The sequence below is a fragment of the Streptomyces sp. NRRL F-5727 genome (assembly GCF_000719555.1).
Taxonomy (GTDB): Bacteria; Actinomycetota; Actinomycetes; order Streptomycetales; family Streptomycetaceae; genus Streptomyces.
Genome location: NZ_JOGX01000040.1, coordinates 1 through 16,715 on the forward strand (window position 1 = coordinate 1; position 16,715 = coordinate 16,715).

Genomic DNA, 16,715 nt, shown 5'->3' on the forward strand with positions numbered 1-16,715 from the left:
CACCCTCACCACCCCCACCGCCACCGCCGACCGCTCCTTCGCCGTCGCCGTCCACCCGCTGCTCGCCTCCGCACCCCGCCTGGCCGGACTCATGGCCGGCCGCCCCGGCCGGATCATCGCCGTCACCAGCACGGGCGCACGCCGGGTCGTCCCGCGCTACGCGGGCGCCGGAATCGCCAAGGCGGCCCTGGAAGCCCTCGTCCGCTACCTCGCGGCCGAACTCGCCGGCCAGGGCATCACCGTGAACGCGGTCTCCGCCGCCAAGCTGGACAAGGGCGACGGCAGCATGCCCGCCGAACTGGCCAAGACCCTCGCCGCCCGCACACCCGGCGGCCGGCTCACCACCCCCGAGGACATCGCCGACGTCGTGTCCCTGCTCTGCGCCGACGAAGCCGGATGGCTCCAAGGGCAGATCCTCACCGTCGACGGCGGCCTCGGCCTGCTCGCGGGCTGAAAGGGGAACGCACATGACGACCGACGCCCGGACCACCGCCACGCCCCACCACGACGACGAACTCCACACCGACGTCCTCGTCGTGGGCGGCGGGCCCGCGGGGCTCGCCCTCGCCCTGATGCTGCTGCGCTCGGGGATCCGCGTCACCGTCCTGGAGAAGTCCACCCGCCTGGAGCGCGAGTACCGCGGAGAGATCCTCCAGCCCGGCGGACAGCGCATCCTGAGCACCCTCGGCGTCCTGGACGCGGCCCGCGCGGCAGGCGCCTGCGCACTCGACGGCTTCCAGCTCGTCGACCGCGACCGCACCCTCCTCGACATCGACTACCGGCGGCTGCCCGCCCCCTTCGACCACCTCCTGGCGATGCCGCAGCGCCACCTGCTCCAGGCGCTCCTCGACGTCTGCCACCGGCTGCCCGGCTTCCACTACCTCGACGGACACCGGATCAGGTCCCTCCTCGGACACCCGGGCAGGATCACCGGGGCCGTCGCCGCCCGCCCGGGCGGGCAGCGCACCGTCCACGCCCCCGTGGTCGTCGGAGCCGACGGCAGGTTCTCCAAGACCCGCACGCTCGCCGGCATCGCGGCGGGCCGCACCGACACCTTCCAGCACGACGTGCTCTGGTTCAAGGTGGACGCCCCCGGCCGGCAGACCCGGCACGTGCGCATCCACCGGACCGGCGCCAGCCCCGTCCTCGTACACGACTCCCACCCCGACCGACTCCAGATCGGCTGGACACTGCCGCACCAGAGCTGGCCGCGGATCGCCGAGCGGGGAATCGGCGCGGTCAAGCGCGAGCTGATCGCCGCGCTCCCGCAGTTCGCCGACCTCATCGACCAGTCCGTCACCGCCCTGTCCGATCTGTCCCTCCTCGACGTCTTCGCCGGCAAGGCCCCCCACTGGGTCCGCGACGGACTCGTCCTCATCGGCGACAGCGCCCACACCCACAGCCCGCTCGGCGCCCAGGGCATCAACCTCGCCCTCCAGGACGCCGCGGCCCTCCACCCGGTGCTCGTCGACGCCCTCCGCGACGGCGACACCACCAGCCGGCGCCTCGCAGCCTTCGCCGACGCCCGCATGCCCGCCGTGGACGCCGTCACGAAGATGCAGGAGATCCAGGCCAAGGGAATGTTCGGGGCCGGCGGGCCGGTCGCCGACCTGCTGCGCTCCACCGCCGCCCGGGTGATCCGCCGCACCCCGCTCGGCGTGAAGATCACCCACCGGGTCGCCCACGGACACCCTGCCGTCGACGTCCGCACCGACCTGTTCACCACCGCCCCCGCCCACGACGCCGCCGACATGGCCCACCCGAAGGGATGACCCCCATGCGCATCATCGACCTCTCCTCACCCGTGGACGCCGCCGCGTGGGAACCCGATCCCGTGATCCACGAGATCCTCACCCCCGCCGAAGGCGCCCGGCACATGAGCGCGGAGATGAAGGAACACTTCGGCCTCGACCTCGACCCGTCGGTCCTGCCCGGGGGCGAACTGCTCTCCCTGGACACCTTCACCCTCACCAGCCACACCGGCACCCACGTCGACGCCCCCTCGCACTACGGCTCGACGGCCGACTACGGCACCCCCCGCCACATCCACGAGATGCCGCTCGACTGGTTCCACCGCCCCGCCATCCGCCTCGACCTGCGCGACCAGCCCGTCGGAGCCGTCGGCGTCGACGTCCTCGAGAAGGCCATCGCACGCGCCGGCCGCACCCCCGACCCCTACGACATCGTGCTCCTCAACACCGGAGCCGACGCCCACCTGGGCACGCCGAAGTACTTCACCGACTTCACCGGCCTCGACGGCCAGGCCACCGACTTCCTCCTCGACCTCGGCGTCAAGGTCATCGGCACCGACGCCTTCAGCCTCGACGCGCCGTTCGGCGACATGATCCGCCGCTACCAGCAGACCGGCGACCCCGCCGTCCTGTGGCCCGCGCACTTCGCCGGCCGGCGCCGCGAGTACTGCCAGATCGAGCGGCTGCACAACCTGGACGCCCTGCCCGGAGACTTCGGCTACACCGTGTCCTGCCTGCCCGTGAAACTGGTCGGCTCCGGCGCGGGCTGGGCCCGCGCGGTGGCCCTGGTCGAGGAGTGACAGCGGCCATGACGACCCCACCCCTGCGCCTCGCCCTGATCGTCGGCTCCACCCGCACCGGCCGCTTCGGGCCGACCGTCGCCGGCTGGTTCGCCGACCGGGTACGCGACCACACCGCCTTCGACGTCGACGTGATCGACCTCGCCGAACTCCAGCTGCCCCCCGCCCTGCCCGCCTTCGGTGCCGACCCGGGACCCCAGGTCGAAGCGCTCGCGGGCCGCCTCGCCCGGGCCGACGCCTTCGCCGTGGTGACCCCCGAGTACAACCACAGCTTCCCGGCTCCCCTCAAGGACATGATCGACCGCTTCCGCACGCCGTGGCACGCCAAGCCGGTCGGCTTCGTCTCCTACGGCGGCATGTCGGGCGGCCTGCGCGCCGTCGAGCAACTCCGGCCGGTCTTCGCGGAGCTGCACGCGGTCACCGTGCGCGACCAGGTCAGCTTCCACAACGTCTGGGAGGTGTTCGACACCGACGGACGCCCCCTCAACCCGCCCGCGGCCGAGACCGCCGCCAAACAGCTCCTGGACCAGCTCGCCTGGTGGGCGCGGGCCCTGCACACCGCCCGAACCGCCCACCCCTACGCGGCCTGACGTCCACCCGCCCGACACGGCCTGGCGCCCCTCCACCCCCGCACGGCCTGACGCCACCGTCCCACCCGTCGGCCCGCCCGGCCGGCCGGCGAGCGGCTCCGGGCGCACACCCCGCGCCCTCGAGCCGGTCTCGATCACCGTCCACCACAGTGAGCCGTGGGCCCGCCCCGCCGCCCGCGCCGGGCCCACGCACCCCGCACGCGCCCCCACCCGTCGAAGGACCCCCTCATGCGCCACACCCCACCGCGGACCGGCAGCCGCAAGCCCCCGCCGCCCGCCGCCTGGCGCGGGCTCCCCCCGGTCTTCTGGTGGATCTGGGCCGGACTCGTCGTCAACTGGATGGGCTCCTTCGCCGGCCCCATGCTCGCCTTCTCCCTCACCACGGACCGCGGCTACTCCGCCTCCTCCACCGGGCTGGTCGTCTCCCTGCTCGGCGCGGGCGCGTTCGCGGGCAACCTCCTGGGAGGCGCCCTCGCCGACCGGGCCGGCCGGCGCCGCGTCCTCATCGCGGGCCACTGCCTCGGCGCGGCCGGCATGGCGACGCTCGGGCTCACCGGGCAGGCCGCGACCGTCGCCCTGGCGGCCACCGCCGTCGGTCTGGGAGCCGGTGCGGCCCGCACCGCGGCCGGCGCCGTCCTGGCCGACGTCCTGCCGGCCGAGGACCGGCAGCGGGCCTTCGCCCTGAACTACTGGGCGGTGAACGCCGGAACGGCCGTCTCGGCGGTGCTGGCCGGCCTCCTGGTCGTCCACGGCTACCTCCTGCTGTTCCTCGCCGACGCCGCGGCCACCGCACTGTGCGCCCTGATCGTCTGGGCCAGGGTGCCGGAGACCCTGCCCGCCGCCCGCCGGCACACCGGGCACGGGCCGGCCTCCGCGCCGGTGCGCGGCGACCGGCCCTTCGTCCTGTTCGTCCTGCTGACCGCCGTGTTCGCGATCGTCCTCGAGCAGCGGTCCGGCGCACTGGCCGTGGTGATGGCCGGACAAGGACACACCCCGACCGACTTCAGCGTGGTCAACGCCGTCAACGCGCTGCTGGTCGTCGCCCTCCAGATCCCGCTGTCACGGCTCGTCGAGCGACGCTCCCGGGGCGGAGTGCTGGCCGCGGCAGGACTGCTCGTCGCGGCCGGTCTCGGACTCACCGGCCTCGCCGACGGCCTCGCCGCCTACGCCGCCCTGACCGTGCTGTGGACGCTGGGCGAGATGCTCCAGGCCCCGGCCGGCAGCGCGGTGACCGCCGGGCGCGCCCCGGAGGCCCTGCGCGGCCGCTACCTGGGCGCCTACGGCGGTGCCTGGTCCGCGGCCGCGTTCCTCGGCCCCGCCGCCGGCGGCTGGTGCCTCGACCAGTGGGGCGCCCCCACCCTGTGGGCGCTGTGCGCCGCCCTGGGCGCCGTGGCCGGCTGCGGCTGGCTGCTCGCCGTCGGCGGCGAAGACTTCCGTACGGCGACCGCCGTACGGTCCGGGGGCGCGTCCGCGCCCCCGGTGGCCCCGGCCGCGAACGGCCGGGAACCCGACCGGAAAGGACGACCCTCATGAACCCGATGACCGCCGCCACGCAGAACCAGCCGCTCGACGCGGAGGCGCTGACCGTCAGCAACTGCGTACCGGCCCGTCTCGACGACGAGACGGCCCCGCACCGCCTCGACGAGACGGCCCTGCTGGTCACCAACTGCGTACCGGCCCACGCGGCCTGATGCGCTCGCCCGACCCGAAGCCCGGCCGCGGCGGCACCGAGCCGCCCGCGCCGGGCTCCGGCCCCCTGTCCCGTTTCGTCACCCGCACCCGCGTCGCCCGGGGCCTCGGCGGCACCCCCGCCGCCCTGCACCTGGCCGTCGCCGACCTGCCCGAAGGACCCCCCTGGCAGAGCGACCGCCAGACCTTCGGCACCTCGTGGGAGTCGGCACAGGCCGCCACCCTTCGCGCCGTCGGCGAGGCGGTGGAGCGCACCTGCGGTGACGCCGCCCCCCAGCCGGGCCGCCTGCTGCACGGCAGCTACGAGACACTGCGCCGCCGCGGCGCCGCACCCCTGGACCCCGCGACACTGGCCCTGTACTCGCCCCGGCAGTACGCCACCGCGGGGTTCCCCTTCACGCCCTTCACCCGGGACGCGCCCGCCGCCTGGGTCGAAGCCCACTCGCTCACGCGCGACGCACCCGTCCACGTACCGGCCTTCCTGGTGTACGCGGCCTGGCGCCGCATGCCGGCGGCACGCGCGGAACCCCTGTACGCCTTCCCGCCGCTGGGTGGAACAGCCGCCGCGGCCACGCGCGAGCAGGCCCTGCTGGGAGCCCTGGGGGAGGTCGTCGAGCGGGACGCCGCCGCCGTCTGGTGGGCCAACGCCCACCCGCTGCCCGCCCTGCCCCTCACCCCCGAACTGCGGGCGCTGACCGGGGGAGGGCAGCGCGGGTTCGACATCCGGCTGGTCGGCATCGACAACGAGTTCGGGATCCCGGTGGTCGCCGCCGGCGTCCGCAGCCGCGACGAGGGCTGGCTGACCTACGGGTTCGCCGCCCGCGACAGCGCACCGGAGGCGGCGGCCAAGGCGCTCGCCGAGGCGTACACGCTCCAGCACACCTGCCGCACCCTGGACACTCCCGGCACCGCGCCCCGGACGGCGACGCGCGCCTCCGCCCTCAGGCCGCATCGACCGGACCGTCGCTATCTCGACTCCTACCGGGCCTCCACGGGCGAGGTGGCCGGCATGACCGAGCAGCTGTGCCACCTCCAGCTCCATCTGGATCCCCGGGCCGCGCCGCGGATCGCGCCCTGGGCATGGGATCTGCCGACCGGCCGGTGGCCGCAGGAGCGCCCGCACGACCGCGGCCTGCCGGCGGCCCTGCGCGCTGTGGAGGCCGCGGGCTTCGAGGCGGTCGCCGTCGATCTGACGACCGCCGAAGCCGCCGGGGCCGGTCTCCACGCCTGCCGGGTCATCGTCCCCGGCACCGTCCAGGCGGCGCCCGCCGCCTACCCCGCGCGCGGCGTGCGCCGCATGCAGGACACGGCCGTACGGCTGGGGTGGCGGACCCACGCGCTGGAGGAGGAACACCTCAACTCCTTCCCCGTCCCGCACGCGTGAGGCGGGGAGCCGGCTCTCGCCGCCTCCCCGCCCGGCCCGCGCCTACTCGCCCCACTTCATGTAGATGACCGGGGGCTCACGACCGGGCAGCTGGCGCAGGGGGGCGTGGTCCAGCCCCAGCACCTCGCGCAGGGCGGTGGTCTCCCCGGGCCACTTGGGGTGGGCCAGCTCGTCGAAGGCGAGGATGCTGCCCTTGGTCAGGTACGGCTTGATGCACTCCAGGAGTTCCTTGGTCGGCTGGTAGAGGTCCAGGTCGAAGAAGGCGAGCGCGATCACGGTCTCCGGGTTCTCCTCCAGGTACTTCGGAACCGTCTCCCGCACGTCGCCCTGCACCACGAAGGTGCGCTGGGTGTGCCCGAACGGCTCGCTCGCCTCGTGGGCGGCGAGCACCTCGCGCAGATGGTCCACCTCGCCGTCGGGCACCGCGAAACGCCCGGCCACCGCACTGGTGCTGACCCGGTCCACCTCCGCGATGTCCGGGAAGCCGGTGAAGGTGTCGAAGCCGACGATGCGGCGCAGGGAGTTGTACGGCTCGTAGATGCTGCGCAGCGCCGTGAGCGCGGCGAGGTGCCGGCCGTGCAGCACACCGAACTCCATGACGGTGCCGGGTATCTCGGGCAGCATCCGGTACAGGGCGTCCATGCTGAGCAGGTCGGCGAGCTGGTGGCGCCGCAGATAGACCGGCAGGTTGTCGATGAGGTACTCGGGCGGCATGGGCGTCTCGACGAGGAGCTTGGTCAGCCGTTCGCGGACGTCCCGCTCCTGCGCCGACTCGTGCGGGACGAACCGCGGGTCGGTGAACTTGTCAGCGGTCATGAGAGGTTCCCTTTCGGCATTCGGTGAGAGCGCGGGAGAATTCCTTGCGACGGGGCCGGCCCGGCCGGTTCCATTTCTTGCCGCGCACGGGAATAGAGGGGCCGGTGGAGGACTCCCGGCAAGCGTACGGGCGGACCCCCGAAGCACCCAGCCGAAGCCGTCGGCGTTCATCCGGATCTCAAGCGGTGCTCAAGCCCGCGACGCGCGAACACCCGCACGCGCGACGCCCCTTGAAACCGGCTGAACAGACACTCCCGGCGCGATGGAAGGAACGTCGGCCCGGCCTTGACGAATTCCTCCGCTCCGGAGGACTTTTACCACTCAACTCGCCGAGGGAAGGCCACGGACGGATGTCGACTCAGTACTGGGCCGGAAAAACAGTCGTGGTGACGGGAGCGACGGGATTCATCGGAACCCACTTCGTCACGGAACTGCTGAGCCGAGGGGCACACGTCGTCTGCCCGGTCCGCGGCGACGCCCCCCGCCTCCCCGCCGCCACCCCGGACGAGACACGGCTCAGAACGGTGCCCGCGGACCTCCTCGACGAGAACGCCCTGCGCGGCACCTTCGAGACCACCCCCGGAGGCGTGGACGCGGTCATCCACTGCGCGGCGGTGTGGGGAAACGCCGGCTTTCGCTACGACCACCCGGCCCGGGTATTCGAGGAGAACCTCAGGATCACCACCCACATACTGCACTGCGCACGCCGCTACGGCGTCCCCGACACCGTGCTGATGGGATCCGGCGAGGTCTACCGGACAGAAGTGGACCGCCCTTTCCGGGAGACCGACTTCGACGGCTCCTTCACCTACACGCCGGATGGCTACTACCTGGCCAAGGTGTACGAGGAGACACTGGCGGAGACCTACCGCCTCGAATACGGGATGCGCATATTCCAGCCCCGGCCCAGCAGCGTCTACGGGCCGGGAGACGACTTCGGCCCGCACACCAACAAGGTCATCCCCATCATGTTCCGCAAGGCCATGGCCGACGAGGGGATCACCCTGTGGGGAGACGGCCTGCAGACACGCACCTACATCTTCGTCACCGACCTGGTGCGCGGCGTCCTGGAGACGGTCGAGAAGAACGACCACCACATCGTCAACATGGGAACACCCGAAGTCGTCACCATGCGCCGGCTGGCGTCCATGGTGTACGCCGCACTCGGCCGACCGGAGGACATACGGCTCGACAGGAACAAGCCCGCGGGCCGCCGAAGCCGCACCCTCGACCTCTCCCGCCTCCACGAGACGATCAGCTTCGCACCACGCGACCTCGACCAGGGCCTGCGACAGACAGCCGCCTGGCTCCGCAGGACCCCGCCCCCGGCCGGCTGACCGGCCACCGACCCCACCGGGCGGCGCAGGTAACGGATTTGGCCGGCCGGCAACCGATGCGGTTGGGTGTGCGTGTCATCGAATTCGATCATGGTCCGTTCTTCCGCGGGCCTGATCAGGGCATCGGAGGAGTCCGCGTGAAGGCAGTCATACGGGGGGCGGCGGTCGTGGCGGTCATGGCGCTGGCCCTGACCGGGTGCAAGGACGGGAGCACCCCGGCGAAAGCCACGGCGGCGACGCCGCCGGCCACGACCGGCGGAGGGTCGTCGGCGCCGGCCGACGGCGAGGGCGTGACACCCAACCTCCCGCCGGTCTGGGTGGACACGACGGGCCTGTACGCCGCGCTCCCGTCCGACGGCAGCATCGGCGACGTCATGGTCGGCGGCGACCCCGTCGTGGTCCAGGGCGAGGACGCGGTCAAGGGCTGCTCCGAGCTGACGACATCGCCGTGTGCCGGGATCCAGGCCATCGGGAACAGGGACATGGAGGCCCGCGGCTCCGCGGACGAGGCGCGCGTCGAGTTCACCCTCTTCACCTTCGCCACGGCGGAGGAGGCGTCCTCGACGATGAAGATCCTGGCGGAGCACGAGCGCAAGGAGAGCGCGGAGCACGACGAGCCGGCGAAGCCGGTGACGCTCGACGCCGGCGCGGACGAGACCCAGGCGATGCAGGACGGCGACAGCTTCGAGGTCGTCATGCGCATCGGCGCGGTCGTGGCCCACCTGCACGCCGGCGACACCGAGCTCGGCAACGTGGAGTACGCGGCGAAGGTCCAGATCGCCCGCGTCACGTCCGTCTCGAACGGCATCAACCCGGACCGCTGACCCGGGGAACCCATGGCCGCCTCCGCGCTCCCCCAGCGGGGCGGCGGGGGAGTCCCGCCGTCCCGGGACCGGTCACCAGGGGACGACGCCGGCGTCCTCGAAGAACGAACCGGTCGGGCCGCCGTCGGGCAGGGTGGCGAGCCGGATCGGTGTGGCCGCGCCCTGCTCGGGGGTGCGGGGTCCGTGGAAGCCGTTGAAGTCCGTGGCGACCAGGCCGGGGCAGGCTGCGTTGACCAGGATGTTCGTACCGGCGAACTGCCGGGCGTACTGGACCGTGAGGGCGTTGAGGAACGACTTCGACGGCGCGTAGGCCGCCATGACCGGGCCGATCCCGGTGCGGGGGTCCGTCTGCCGGGCCAGGGAGCCGACGCTGCTGGACACGTTGACGATGCGTGGCGAGGCCGAGCGCCGCAACAGCGGCAGCATCGCGTTGGTCACCCGTACGACACCCATGACGTTGGTGTCCACGACCCTGCGAAGCACCTCCAGGTCGAGCGCGGTCGGGTCCTGCTCCCACCCCGGGCCCATCTCGCCCGAGATCCCGGCGTTGTTGACCAGGACGTCCAGGCGCCCGGCCAGCCGTTCGACCAGTTCCGCGGCACCGGTGACGCTCCGGTCGTCGGTCACGTCCAGCGGCACGCCGAACGCGTCCACGCCGACGCCGCGCAGCCTCCCGACGGCGGTCTCGCGCCGGACGGCGTCACGGGCCCCCACGCCCACCCGGTACCCGAGTCCGCCCAGCCCGGCCGCGATCTGATACCCGATGCCCTTGTTCGCGCCGGTCACCAGCGCGGTCTTCGTTTCGCTCATGTCGATGAGGGTGGCCCGCGGGCGAACAGCGCGGCCAACACCGATCCGGTGCCCTGTCATACCCGCCAGGTATCACCGCGTAGGCTGCGGCCGTGGACACCCTGGAGACCCGCCTGGAGACCCGCGAGCTCAGGTACTTCGTGGCCGTCGCCGAGGAACTGCACTTCGGGCGCGCCGCCGAGCGCCTCGGCATGGCCCAGCCGCCGCTGTCGCGAGCGATCCAGCAGCTCGAACGGCGCCTCGGGGTCGTCCTGCTGCAGCGCAACCGCCGCGGTGTCCGCCTGACCGCCGCCGACGAGGTGCTGCTGCGGGAGGGCCGGGCGGCCCTCGACGCGACCGCCGCCGCCGCGCGCCGCACCCGGCGCGCCGGCGGCGCCGACAGCCCCGGCGGCCCCCGCGAGCGGCTGGTCCTCGCGGTGAAGGCCGCCGCCTCCCACGAACTGCTGCGGACGCTTCTCGACGCCTACGCGGCCGAGCCCGACAGCGCCGAGATCGAGGTACTGCCCTGCGGCATCAGCGAGCAGGGACAGCTGCTGCGCGACGGACGCGCCGACGCCGCGCTCATGTACACGCCGTGGAACTCCCTCGCCGGGTTCGACAGCGAGCCGCTGACGACCGAGGGGCAGGTCGCCGTCCTGCCTGCCGGGCACCCCCTCGCCGCCCGCGCGACCCTGTCCCTGGCCGAGGTCAGGGACGTCCCCGACCTGCCGCTCGCCCGCTGGCCCACCCGCGGCGCCTACGCACCCGGCCCGGGCCCCGAGATCCACGACCAGACGCAACTGGCCCAGCTGATCGCCCTCGGACGCACCCTGGCGGTCGTCCCCGCGTCAGCCCGCTCCTGGCTGTGGGCCGAGCACACGGCCGTCCCCGTGACCGACGCACCCCCCGTCGTGACCCACATCGCCTGGCCCCCGCACAGCCGCTCCCTCACCCTGGCCGCCCTGGTCCGCACCGCCACCCGCACTGTCAGAGCAGCCGCCAGGTGAGGGAGTTGGAGCTCGCCGCGCGGACGGCGGGGTCGCGTACGGCGGCGGTGGTGTCGGTGACGGTGGCGGTGACGCGCTGACCGCTGCGGGTGGCGCCGAGTTCGGCGGGGGTCACCGACAGGTCGCCGGTGGCCCAGGTGACCTGCCTGCCGTCGACGTACCAGGTCAGGTGCAGGCCCGCCAGGCCGGTCACCGGCGCGAGCCGCACGGTCAGCGGCTGGGTCGGGCCGACCCGCCGGCCCGTCGGCACGGTCGAGGTCAGGGCGTCGGCGTGGGTGTAGAAGCCCTTGATCATCGCCTCGCGGCCGACGTGGTTGAAATCGGTGGAGGCGAGGGTCCGCATGAGGGAGGTGTCGGTCGGGCGGTAGACGCCCGTCTCGTAGTAGTCGCCGCCCTCGTACGTGCCGATCGGCGAGCCGGTCGGGTCCTGCTCGCCGACCCAGCGGTACCACTTGCTCGTGCCGAGGTCGGCGGCGGTGGAGATGTTGGTGCTGGCGGACGACTTGTACGGGTAGGCGCCGTAGCCGGCGTACTGGTACTCGTCGGCCAGCTCGCCTATGGAGTGGCCGAGCTCGTGGGCGCCGATGAGGTACGACTGCGCGTGGTCGGAGGACATGGTCGCGATGCCGCGGTACGACGCCCCGGCCGGCGGCCGGGAGAAGCTGTAGCCCGCGCCGCCGTACTTGGCGGAGTTGGCGATGACGAAGACGATGTCGGAGGCCGGGGCCCGGCCGGCGTGGGCGGTGACCTTGGACTCGTCGACGCAGAGCAGCCGCTCCATGCCGTCGCAGAAGAAGTAGGAGCTGAGGGCCGTGTCCCTGACGACGTCGGCCGTCGGGTCGCCGGAGACGCCGGACTCGGCGGAGTCGGCGTCCACCAGCCAGATGTTGAACAGGCCCCGGTAGCTGGCGTACGGCTCGACGGCGAAGACCGCGTCGATCGTCGCCTGCGCGTCCGCGCGGAAGTCGGCCTGCTGGGCGGCGGTGTAGCCGTCGCCCATGACCACCAGGTCGAGACGGCCCGTGACGGGCCCGGTCTCCTGGACGGCCGTGACCGTCGCGCCGACGGCTGCACCGGGGGTGGAGGTCTGGTGACGGGCGATCCTGTCCGGGGCGTGCGCCGGGACGTGCCGGTGCCGGGGATGACCCTCGGGGCCGCCGAAGTACTCGACCTCGTGGGTCTCCGCCGCGCCGGAGACGCCGGCGAGGCCGGGGACGGGTCCGGAGACGGGAACGGCGGTGGAAGTGGCGGGGTGGGGGGCGGGGGAGGGGGCCGGAGCGGGGGCCGCTCCGGCCGCGCTCGCGCCGGCGAGCAGGGCCGCGGTGGTGAGGGCGGCGCCGACGGAGGCGATCCAGCGGGTACGGCTGCTTCCGCGTCTGGGCACGGTGAACCTCTCTAAAGCGACGAGTTAAGCGTGCTTAAGTAGCCGCTTAAGCTAGGGGTTCGGCGGCCGGACGCACAAGGCCCCGGCGAGAGACGGACGTACGGACACGGCGCGGGCGGCCACGGCCGCCGGCAGCGCCCGGAGCCGCGAGCGGAGGCGCTGGCATGATGGGACACATGGCGAGACGGGACGACCCCGAGACCATCGGCCGCAGAGTGCAGGAGCTGCGCCGACAGCGCGGGCTGACACAGCGTCAGCTCGCCGAACCCGCCTACACACCGGCCTACGTCTCCACCCTGGAAGCCGGTCGGGTCCGCCCCTCCGACGAGGCGCTGCGACACCTCGCCGACCGGCTCGGCGTCCCCTTCGAACAACTCGCCACCGGACAGCCCGCCCGCCTCGCCACCGACCTCCGCCTCGGGCTCACCGAGGCCCAGCGCGCCCTCGCCGACGGCGAGGCCGAACAGGCCGCCGACCGGTTCACCGGCCTCCTCGCGCAGGCCGAGGCACACCACCTCGTCCAGGAACAGGCCACCGCGCGGCTCGGCCTCGGCGAGTGCGCCTTGGAGACCGGCGACCTCCAAGGCGCCCGCGAGCACTTCGAGGCCGCCGAGCAGACCCTCGCGGACGCCTCACTCCCCGCCCGCGTCCCCGCCCGCCGGGGCCGCGCCGTCGCCCACTACCTCGCCGGCGAACTCCGGTACGCCGTCTACCTCCTGGAGACCACACTCGACGAACTCAACCGCACCGGCCTGCACGACCCCGACGCCCTGCTCCGGCTCTACACCGCCGCGATCGGCCCCTACATGGACCTGGGCGCACAGGCCCGCGCCGCGCAGGCCGCCGAACTGGCACTCGCCCTCGCCCCACAGGCCGGGGATCCGGCGCTGATCGCCCGCATGCACCGCTCGGTGGCCCGCACCCTGCTCGCCGAGGGCCGGATCGCCGAAGCCGACGCCTCGCTCGCCAAGGCCGCGGAGATGTACCGCCAGCTGGAGATCCGTACCGAACTGGCCAACTGCCGGTGGATGCGCGGCTACGTGTACGCCCAGAACGGCGAACTCGCCCGCGCCGAGGAAGAACTGCGCGCCGCCCGCGCCATGCTGACCTCCCGCCGCGCCACCCTCTACACCAGCCAGGTCACCGTCGAGCTCGCCGACGTGCTCCACCGGCGCGACAAGTCCCAGGAGGCCGCGGAACTGCTGCGCGAGGTACTCGGAGGGCTCTCCCCGGAACGCGGCGCCGTCCACGCCGCCGCCGCCCACCGGCTGCTCGGCATCATCGCCGAGGACACTCGCGACACCGAGGCCGCCGAAGAGCACTACGTCCGCGCGATGAGCCTCCTCGAACGCGCGGGCGCCGCCGGGGACCTCGCCGACCTGTGCCGTCTCCTCGGCGACCTGCTGCGCCGCACCGGCCGGGTCGAAGCGGCCCTCGACGCCTACCGCACGGGCCTGGGACACCGCACGGCCGGCACCACCACCCTCGGCCCCGCCCCGGCCCCGCCACCCCTCCACGACGAAACCCCGTGAACCGAGCCTCGCCCTCGACCCGCCGTCGCTTCCCGTTCGGCGGCGGCGCGCCGCTGCTCGCCGGGGCCGCCGGCGCGGGCGCCTGGGCCGTGCTGCGCTCGGACGCCATGAAGCCCCCGCTGCCGGTACGTACCGTCGCGGTGCTCGTCGAGGCGGCCGACGACCCCGCATGAACGCCGCGCGGTTGGCAGCCGACGAACTCAACGCCCGCCCCGACCGCGGCTACGACCTGCGGCTGCCCCGGGTGACCGCCGACGCCCCGGCCCGCGTGAGCGGGAGCCTCGTGCTGCTGGCCTTCGACGGCCCGCCGCCCGTCGCCCTGGCCGCGCAGCAGGCAGGCATCCCGTGTCTGTCGGTGTGCGACACGGCGGTCACGGGCCCGAAGGGATTTCCGCGTACGGCACGATCGCCTGCATGAATCCCGTCACTCCGATGGCGCGCGCGGTGGGGGACAGGGTCACCAGGAGGACGTGGAGGGCAGTCAGGGCGGCCGGCCGGAGCCGGGCATTCGGCTACCGGGCCGTCGGGCGGCCCAGGTACCAGACGGGTCCGGGGTCGGGCACGTTCAGCTGCGTGAATCCCAGCCGGTCGTAGAAGGCGCGGGCCGACGTGTTCGCCTGGACCATGCACAGGTGTACGGCGGGCACGCCGTGCTCGTGCAGCGCGGCGAGCAGTGTGTGGATGAGCGAGCGCCCGTACCCCTGGCCCTGCCAGGAGGGCAGCAGGTCGATGTGCAGGTGTGCCGGATGGCCGGACAGCTCCCCGTGGACCATGCGCTCCGGCGTGTGCAGGAGGGCCGCCATCCCGTCGGCGGGTGTGTCGGCCGCTCCGGCGGGCGGCGGGAAGCGAGGGGTCACCCGGGGCAGCCATTCCCGGCGGAACCGGGCGGCGAAGGCGGCGGTGTCCGGCGCCCCGAGGACGTAGCCGACGGCCTGTCCCGTCCCGTCGTCCAGGACGAACGCGAAGTCCGGCTCCAGCTCGACGTAGGGGTAGGCGAATATCACGGGGAGCAACTCGGGGTCGGGGTAGAGCCCGGAGGCGTCACCGCCCTCGTGGGCCGTTCTGACGCAGATCCCGGCCACGGCGGGGCGGTCGGAAGGACGGTAGCGGCGGATGAACGGTCGTGTCATCCGCGCCACGATTCCAGAATGGGAGCGCTCCCGCAGCATGTTTGTCCACGTCCACGTCCAGGTCCGCTACCGAGCAGGTCGACGCTTTCGCGTCACCGTCCACCATGCGGTGGGGTCCGGCGACGCCCGCTCAGGAGTGGCTGAGGCAGAAGCCGCGCACGGCCCGGTTGAACTCCTCGGGCCGCTCCAGGTGGCTGACATGCCCCGCGCCGGGGATCACGACCAGCTCGGCGTCCCGGATCGCGTCCTGGAACTGTCGCGCGACGACCAGGGGCGAGCGCACGTCCTGCTCTCCCCAAAGCAGCAGGGTGGGCACCGAGACGGTGGGCAGGAGATCCCGCTGGTCCGTCTCGGCCATGAGGAAGAGCTGCGTCCGCATGCTCTCCGGGCGTACGACGGCCGCCATCGCGTCCAACAGCGGTACGTACGCGGCGGGCGGCTCGCCGGCGAACAGTCCGGGCAGGGTCGGATCGAACTCCTCGCGCGGCGCGGCCAGCATCCGGCGCGCGCCCTCGACCCTGGCCCGCACCTCCTCCGGCGGCAGGGAGCCCTTCCAGCCCGCGTAGGTGTCGACGAGGATCAGCGTCCTCACGAGGTCCGCGTGGTGGCGATAGAACTCGAGGGCCAGCGTGCCACCCCAGGAGAGACCGGCGACATGCGCCGGGCCGAGCCGCAGCGACGCCACGACCGCGGCCAGACAGTGGGCGTAGTCCGCGAGGCCGAAGGACTCCGGTACGTCGGAAGAACGGCCCGCTCCCGGCTCGTCCCAGGCCACGACCGTGAACGACTCTGCCAGTGCGTCGAGTTGCGGCCGCCAGACGCGGGAGTCCTGCGCCGCGCCATGCAGGAACACCACGGGCGGTCCCTCGCCCACGCGGTCGTAAGCGACCTCTACCCCGTTGACCTGCACCGTCGCCACGACCTCATGCTAAGAGCTGTCCCGTAAATGATCTTCGGGTCGCCTCGGGCATGGTTGATCCCGGTGGAACCCGTTAGTCTATCCGCCGACAGCGAGGTTGTACATCCGGGCGATGCCGAGCATGGCCTGGTGGACGCCGTCGCCCTTCAGGCGGCAGTCGCGGAGGATCCTCCAGGTCTTCATGCGGGCGAAGACGTGCTCGACGCGGGCTCGGACCTGCTTGTGGGACTTGTTGTGCTCCTCTTTCCAGTCGGGCGGTCTGGCCGCGCCGCCGGCGGTGGGGGATGACGAGTCCGGTTCCGGGGTAGCCGCCGTCGGCGATCGTGAGGGTGTTGCCGACGGCGGCCTTGGCGCCGGATTCCTCCCATGCCTTGCAGTCGTTGCGGTTCCCGGCGAGCGATCGACCGACTACGACGACCCGGCGCGTGTCGGCGTCGATGACGACCTGGTGGTTGGTGGAGTACCGATAGTTCTTCGACCGCTCGGCGATGGCGTGATCCCGGGTGGGGACCAGAGCGCCGTCCACGATGAGCACAGCGTCCTTCGCGAACCGCTTGCAGGGCTGGAGCGCGAGTAGCGGCCCGAGATGGTCGATGACCCGGTCGGCCGCCGACTTCAATACTCCGAACAGCGGCGCGAGCTGCCGCATGGTCAGGTTCGTGCGCCAGTAGGCTGCGACCATCAGGGCCCTGTCTTCCAGCGGAAGGCTCCAAGGCCGGCCCCTGCGAACCGTGTCCGCACCCTCGCGCCGCAACACCGTCAC

18 protein-coding genes and 1 pseudogene are annotated in these 16,715 nt (G+C 73.2%); 13 read left to right on the plus strand and 6 right to left on the minus strand.

Features of this window, described 5'->3' with window-relative positions; all coding sequences use genetic code 11:
- From IF73_RS0124560 to IF73_RS0124590, 7 genes are all read left to right on the plus strand, one after another.
- Positions 1 to 454 (plus strand): SDR family oxidoreductase (locus tag IF73_RS0124560; protein ID WP_031011714.1); only part of this gene is annotated, 454 nt, incomplete at its 5' end.
- A 13-nt stretch (positions 455 to 467) separates the two neighbouring features.
- Positions 468 to 1,772, plus strand: a complete 1,305-nt coding sequence (locus IF73_RS0124565) for an FAD-dependent oxidoreductase (protein WP_051717266.1) — start codon at positions 468 to 470, stop codon at positions 1,770 to 1,772.
- A gap of 5 nt (positions 1,773 to 1,777) precedes the next feature.
- The gene (locus tag IF73_RS0124570) at positions 1,778 to 2,551 is read left to right on the plus strand and encodes a cyclase family protein (RefSeq protein WP_031011719.1); all 774 of its coding nucleotides are present in this window, start codon (positions 1,778 to 1,780) and stop codon (positions 2,549 to 2,551) included.
- Between the two features lie 8 nt (positions 2,552 to 2,559).
- Positions 2,560 to 3,141 (plus strand): NADPH-dependent FMN reductase, encoded by a 582-nt coding sequence (locus IF73_RS0124575; protein WP_031011721.1) that lies wholly within the window; start codon positions 2,560 to 2,562, stop codon positions 3,139 to 3,141.
- A 228-nt stretch (positions 3,142 to 3,369) separates the two neighbouring features.
- Entirely contained in the window at positions 3,370 to 4,674 is a 1,305-nt protein-coding gene (locus IF73_RS0124580; RefSeq protein ID WP_051717268.1) for an MFS transporter, read from the plus strand.
- Positions 4,671 to 4,832, plus strand: coding sequence for a hypothetical protein (locus IF73_RS41175; RefSeq protein ID WP_158822128.1), 162 nt, complete (start codon positions 4,671 to 4,673; stop codon positions 4,830 to 4,832). Before IF73_RS0124580 ends, IF73_RS41175 begins: the two co-directional genes overlap by 4 nt.
- Entirely contained in the window at positions 4,832 to 6,214 is a 1,383-nt protein-coding gene (locus IF73_RS0124590; RefSeq protein ID WP_051717270.1) for a YcaO-like family protein, read from the plus strand. Before IF73_RS41175 ends, IF73_RS0124590 begins: the two co-directional genes overlap by 1 nt.
- A gap of 42 nt (positions 6,215 to 6,256) precedes the next feature.
- Here the strand turns inward: IF73_RS0124590 and IF73_RS0124595 are convergent, their stop codons facing one another.
- On the minus strand, positions 6,257 to 7,030 hold the full coding sequence (locus tag IF73_RS0124595) for a class I SAM-dependent methyltransferase (RefSeq protein ID WP_031011728.1): 774 nt from the start codon (positions 7,028 to 7,030) through the stop codon (positions 6,257 to 6,259).
- Between the two features lie 350 nt (positions 7,031 to 7,380).
- Between IF73_RS0124595 and IF73_RS0124600 the strand changes: the two genes are divergently transcribed.
- A complete protein-coding gene (locus tag IF73_RS0124600) occupies positions 7,381 to 8,367 on the plus strand; it encodes an NAD-dependent epimerase/dehydratase family protein (protein WP_031011729.1) in 987 nt (328 codons plus the stop codon).
- A 137-nt stretch (positions 8,368 to 8,504) separates the two neighbouring features.
- Entirely contained in the window at positions 8,505 to 9,191 is a 687-nt protein-coding gene (locus IF73_RS0124605) for a hypothetical protein (RefSeq protein ID WP_031011730.1), read from the plus strand.
- A gap of 72 nt (positions 9,192 to 9,263) precedes the next feature.
- Here the strand turns inward: IF73_RS0124605 and IF73_RS0124610 are convergent, their stop codons facing one another.
- Positions 9,264 to 10,001: an SDR family oxidoreductase gene (locus IF73_RS0124610; RefSeq protein ID WP_031011732.1), complete on the minus strand. Its 738-nt coding sequence runs from the start codon at positions 9,999 to 10,001 to the stop codon at positions 9,264 to 9,266.
- 92 nt (positions 10,002 to 10,093) lie between these two features.
- Between IF73_RS0124610 and IF73_RS0124615 the strand changes: the two genes are divergently transcribed.
- Positions 10,094 to 10,987 carry a LysR family transcriptional regulator gene (locus IF73_RS0124615; protein WP_037880357.1) on the plus strand — a complete coding sequence of 298 codons (894 nt, stop codon included), beginning with the start codon at positions 10,094 to 10,096 and terminating at the stop codon, positions 10,985 to 10,987.
- Here IF73_RS0124615 and IF73_RS0124620 read toward each other — a convergent pair.
- Positions 10,968 to 12,371: a M64 family metallopeptidase gene (locus tag IF73_RS0124620; protein WP_031011736.1), complete on the minus strand. Its 1,404-nt coding sequence runs from the start codon at positions 12,369 to 12,371 to the stop codon at positions 10,968 to 10,970. The two genes, IF73_RS0124615 and IF73_RS0124620, sit on opposite strands and share 20 nt — an antisense overlap.
- 176 nt (positions 12,372 to 12,547) lie before the next feature.
- On the opposite strand from IF73_RS0124620, the gene IF73_RS0124625 reads away from it, so the two are divergent.
- From IF73_RS0124625 to IF73_RS0124635, 3 genes are read left to right on the plus strand one after another with little or no spacing between them, the layout of a single operon-like run.
- Positions 12,548 to 13,903 (plus strand): helix-turn-helix domain-containing protein, encoded by a 1,356-nt coding sequence (locus IF73_RS0124625; protein ID WP_031011737.1) that lies wholly within the window; start codon positions 12,548 to 12,550, stop codon positions 13,901 to 13,903.
- The gene (locus IF73_RS41180) at positions 13,900 to 14,076 is read left to right on the plus strand and encodes a hypothetical protein (protein WP_158822130.1); all 177 of its coding nucleotides are present in this window, start codon (positions 13,900 to 13,902) and stop codon (positions 14,074 to 14,076) included. Before IF73_RS0124625 ends, IF73_RS41180 begins: the two co-directional genes overlap by 4 nt.
- A complete protein-coding gene (locus tag IF73_RS0124635) occupies positions 14,073 to 14,321 on the plus strand; it encodes a hypothetical protein (RefSeq protein ID WP_158822132.1) in 249 nt (82 codons plus the stop codon). The genes IF73_RS41180 and IF73_RS0124635 overlap by 4 nt, the downstream gene beginning before the upstream one ends.
- 94 nt (positions 14,322 to 14,415) lie before the next feature.
- Here IF73_RS0124635 and IF73_RS0124640 read toward each other — a convergent pair whose 3' ends face one another.
- From IF73_RS0124640 to IF73_RS38015, 3 genes and pseudogenes are all read right to left on the minus strand, one after another.
- Entirely contained in the window at positions 14,416 to 15,033 is a 618-nt protein-coding gene (locus tag IF73_RS0124640; protein ID WP_031011740.1) for a GNAT family N-acetyltransferase, read from the minus strand.
- Positions 15,034 to 15,163: 130 nt separating this feature from the next.
- Entirely contained in the window at positions 15,164 to 15,952 is a 789-nt protein-coding gene (locus tag IF73_RS0124645) for an alpha/beta fold hydrolase (RefSeq protein WP_031011742.1), read from the minus strand.
- A 78-nt stretch (positions 15,953 to 16,030) separates the two neighbouring features.
- Positions 16,031 to 16,634 (minus strand): annotated as a pseudogene (locus tag IF73_RS38015) (transposase).
- Between the last annotated feature and the right edge of the window lie 81 nt (positions 16,635 to 16,715).

What these genes read in the sequence shown, in the direction of transcription:
- IF73_RS0124575 (WP_031011721.1), top strand. Translation starts at nt 2,560, where the DNA reads ATGACGACCCCACCCCTGCGCCTCGCCCTGATCGTCGGCTCCACCCGC.
- IF73_RS0124610 (WP_031011732.1), bottom strand. Translation starts at nt 10,001, where the DNA reads ATGAGCGAAACGAAGACCGCGCTGGTGACCGGCGCGAACAAGGGCATC.
- IF73_RS41175 (WP_158822128.1), top strand. Translation starts at nt 4,671, where the DNA reads ATGAACCCGATGACCGCCGCCACGCAGAACCAGCCGCTCGACGCGGAG.
- IF73_RS0124595 (WP_031011728.1), bottom strand. Translation starts at nt 7,030, where the DNA reads ATGACCGCTGACAAGTTCACCGACCCGCGGTTCGTCCCGCACGAGTCG.
- IF73_RS0124600 (WP_031011729.1), top strand. Translation starts at nt 7,381, where the DNA reads ATGTCGACTCAGTACTGGGCCGGAAAAACAGTCGTGGTGACGGGAGCG.
- IF73_RS0124635 (WP_158822132.1), top strand. Translation starts at nt 14,073, where the DNA reads ATGAACGCCGCGCGGTTGGCAGCCGACGAACTCAACGCCCGCCCCGAC.
- IF73_RS0124590 (WP_051717270.1), top strand. Translation starts at nt 4,832, where the DNA reads ATGCGCTCGCCCGACCCGAAGCCCGGCCGCGGCGGCACCGAGCCGCCC.
- IF73_RS0124640 (WP_031011740.1), bottom strand. Translation starts at nt 15,033, where the DNA reads ATGACACGACCGTTCATCCGCCGCTACCGTCCTTCCGACCGCCCCGCC.
- IF73_RS0124565 (WP_051717266.1), top strand. Translation starts at nt 468, where the DNA reads ATGACGACCGACGCCCGGACCACCGCCACGCCCCACCACGACGACGAA.
- IF73_RS0124570 (WP_031011719.1), top strand. Translation starts at nt 1,778, where the DNA reads ATGCGCATCATCGACCTCTCCTCACCCGTGGACGCCGCCGCGTGGGAA.
- IF73_RS0124580 (WP_051717268.1), top strand. Translation starts at nt 3,370, where the DNA reads ATGCGCCACACCCCACCGCGGACCGGCAGCCGCAAGCCCCCGCCGCCC.
- IF73_RS0124625 (WP_031011737.1), top strand. Translation starts at nt 12,548, where the DNA reads ATGGCGAGACGGGACGACCCCGAGACCATCGGCCGCAGAGTGCAGGAG.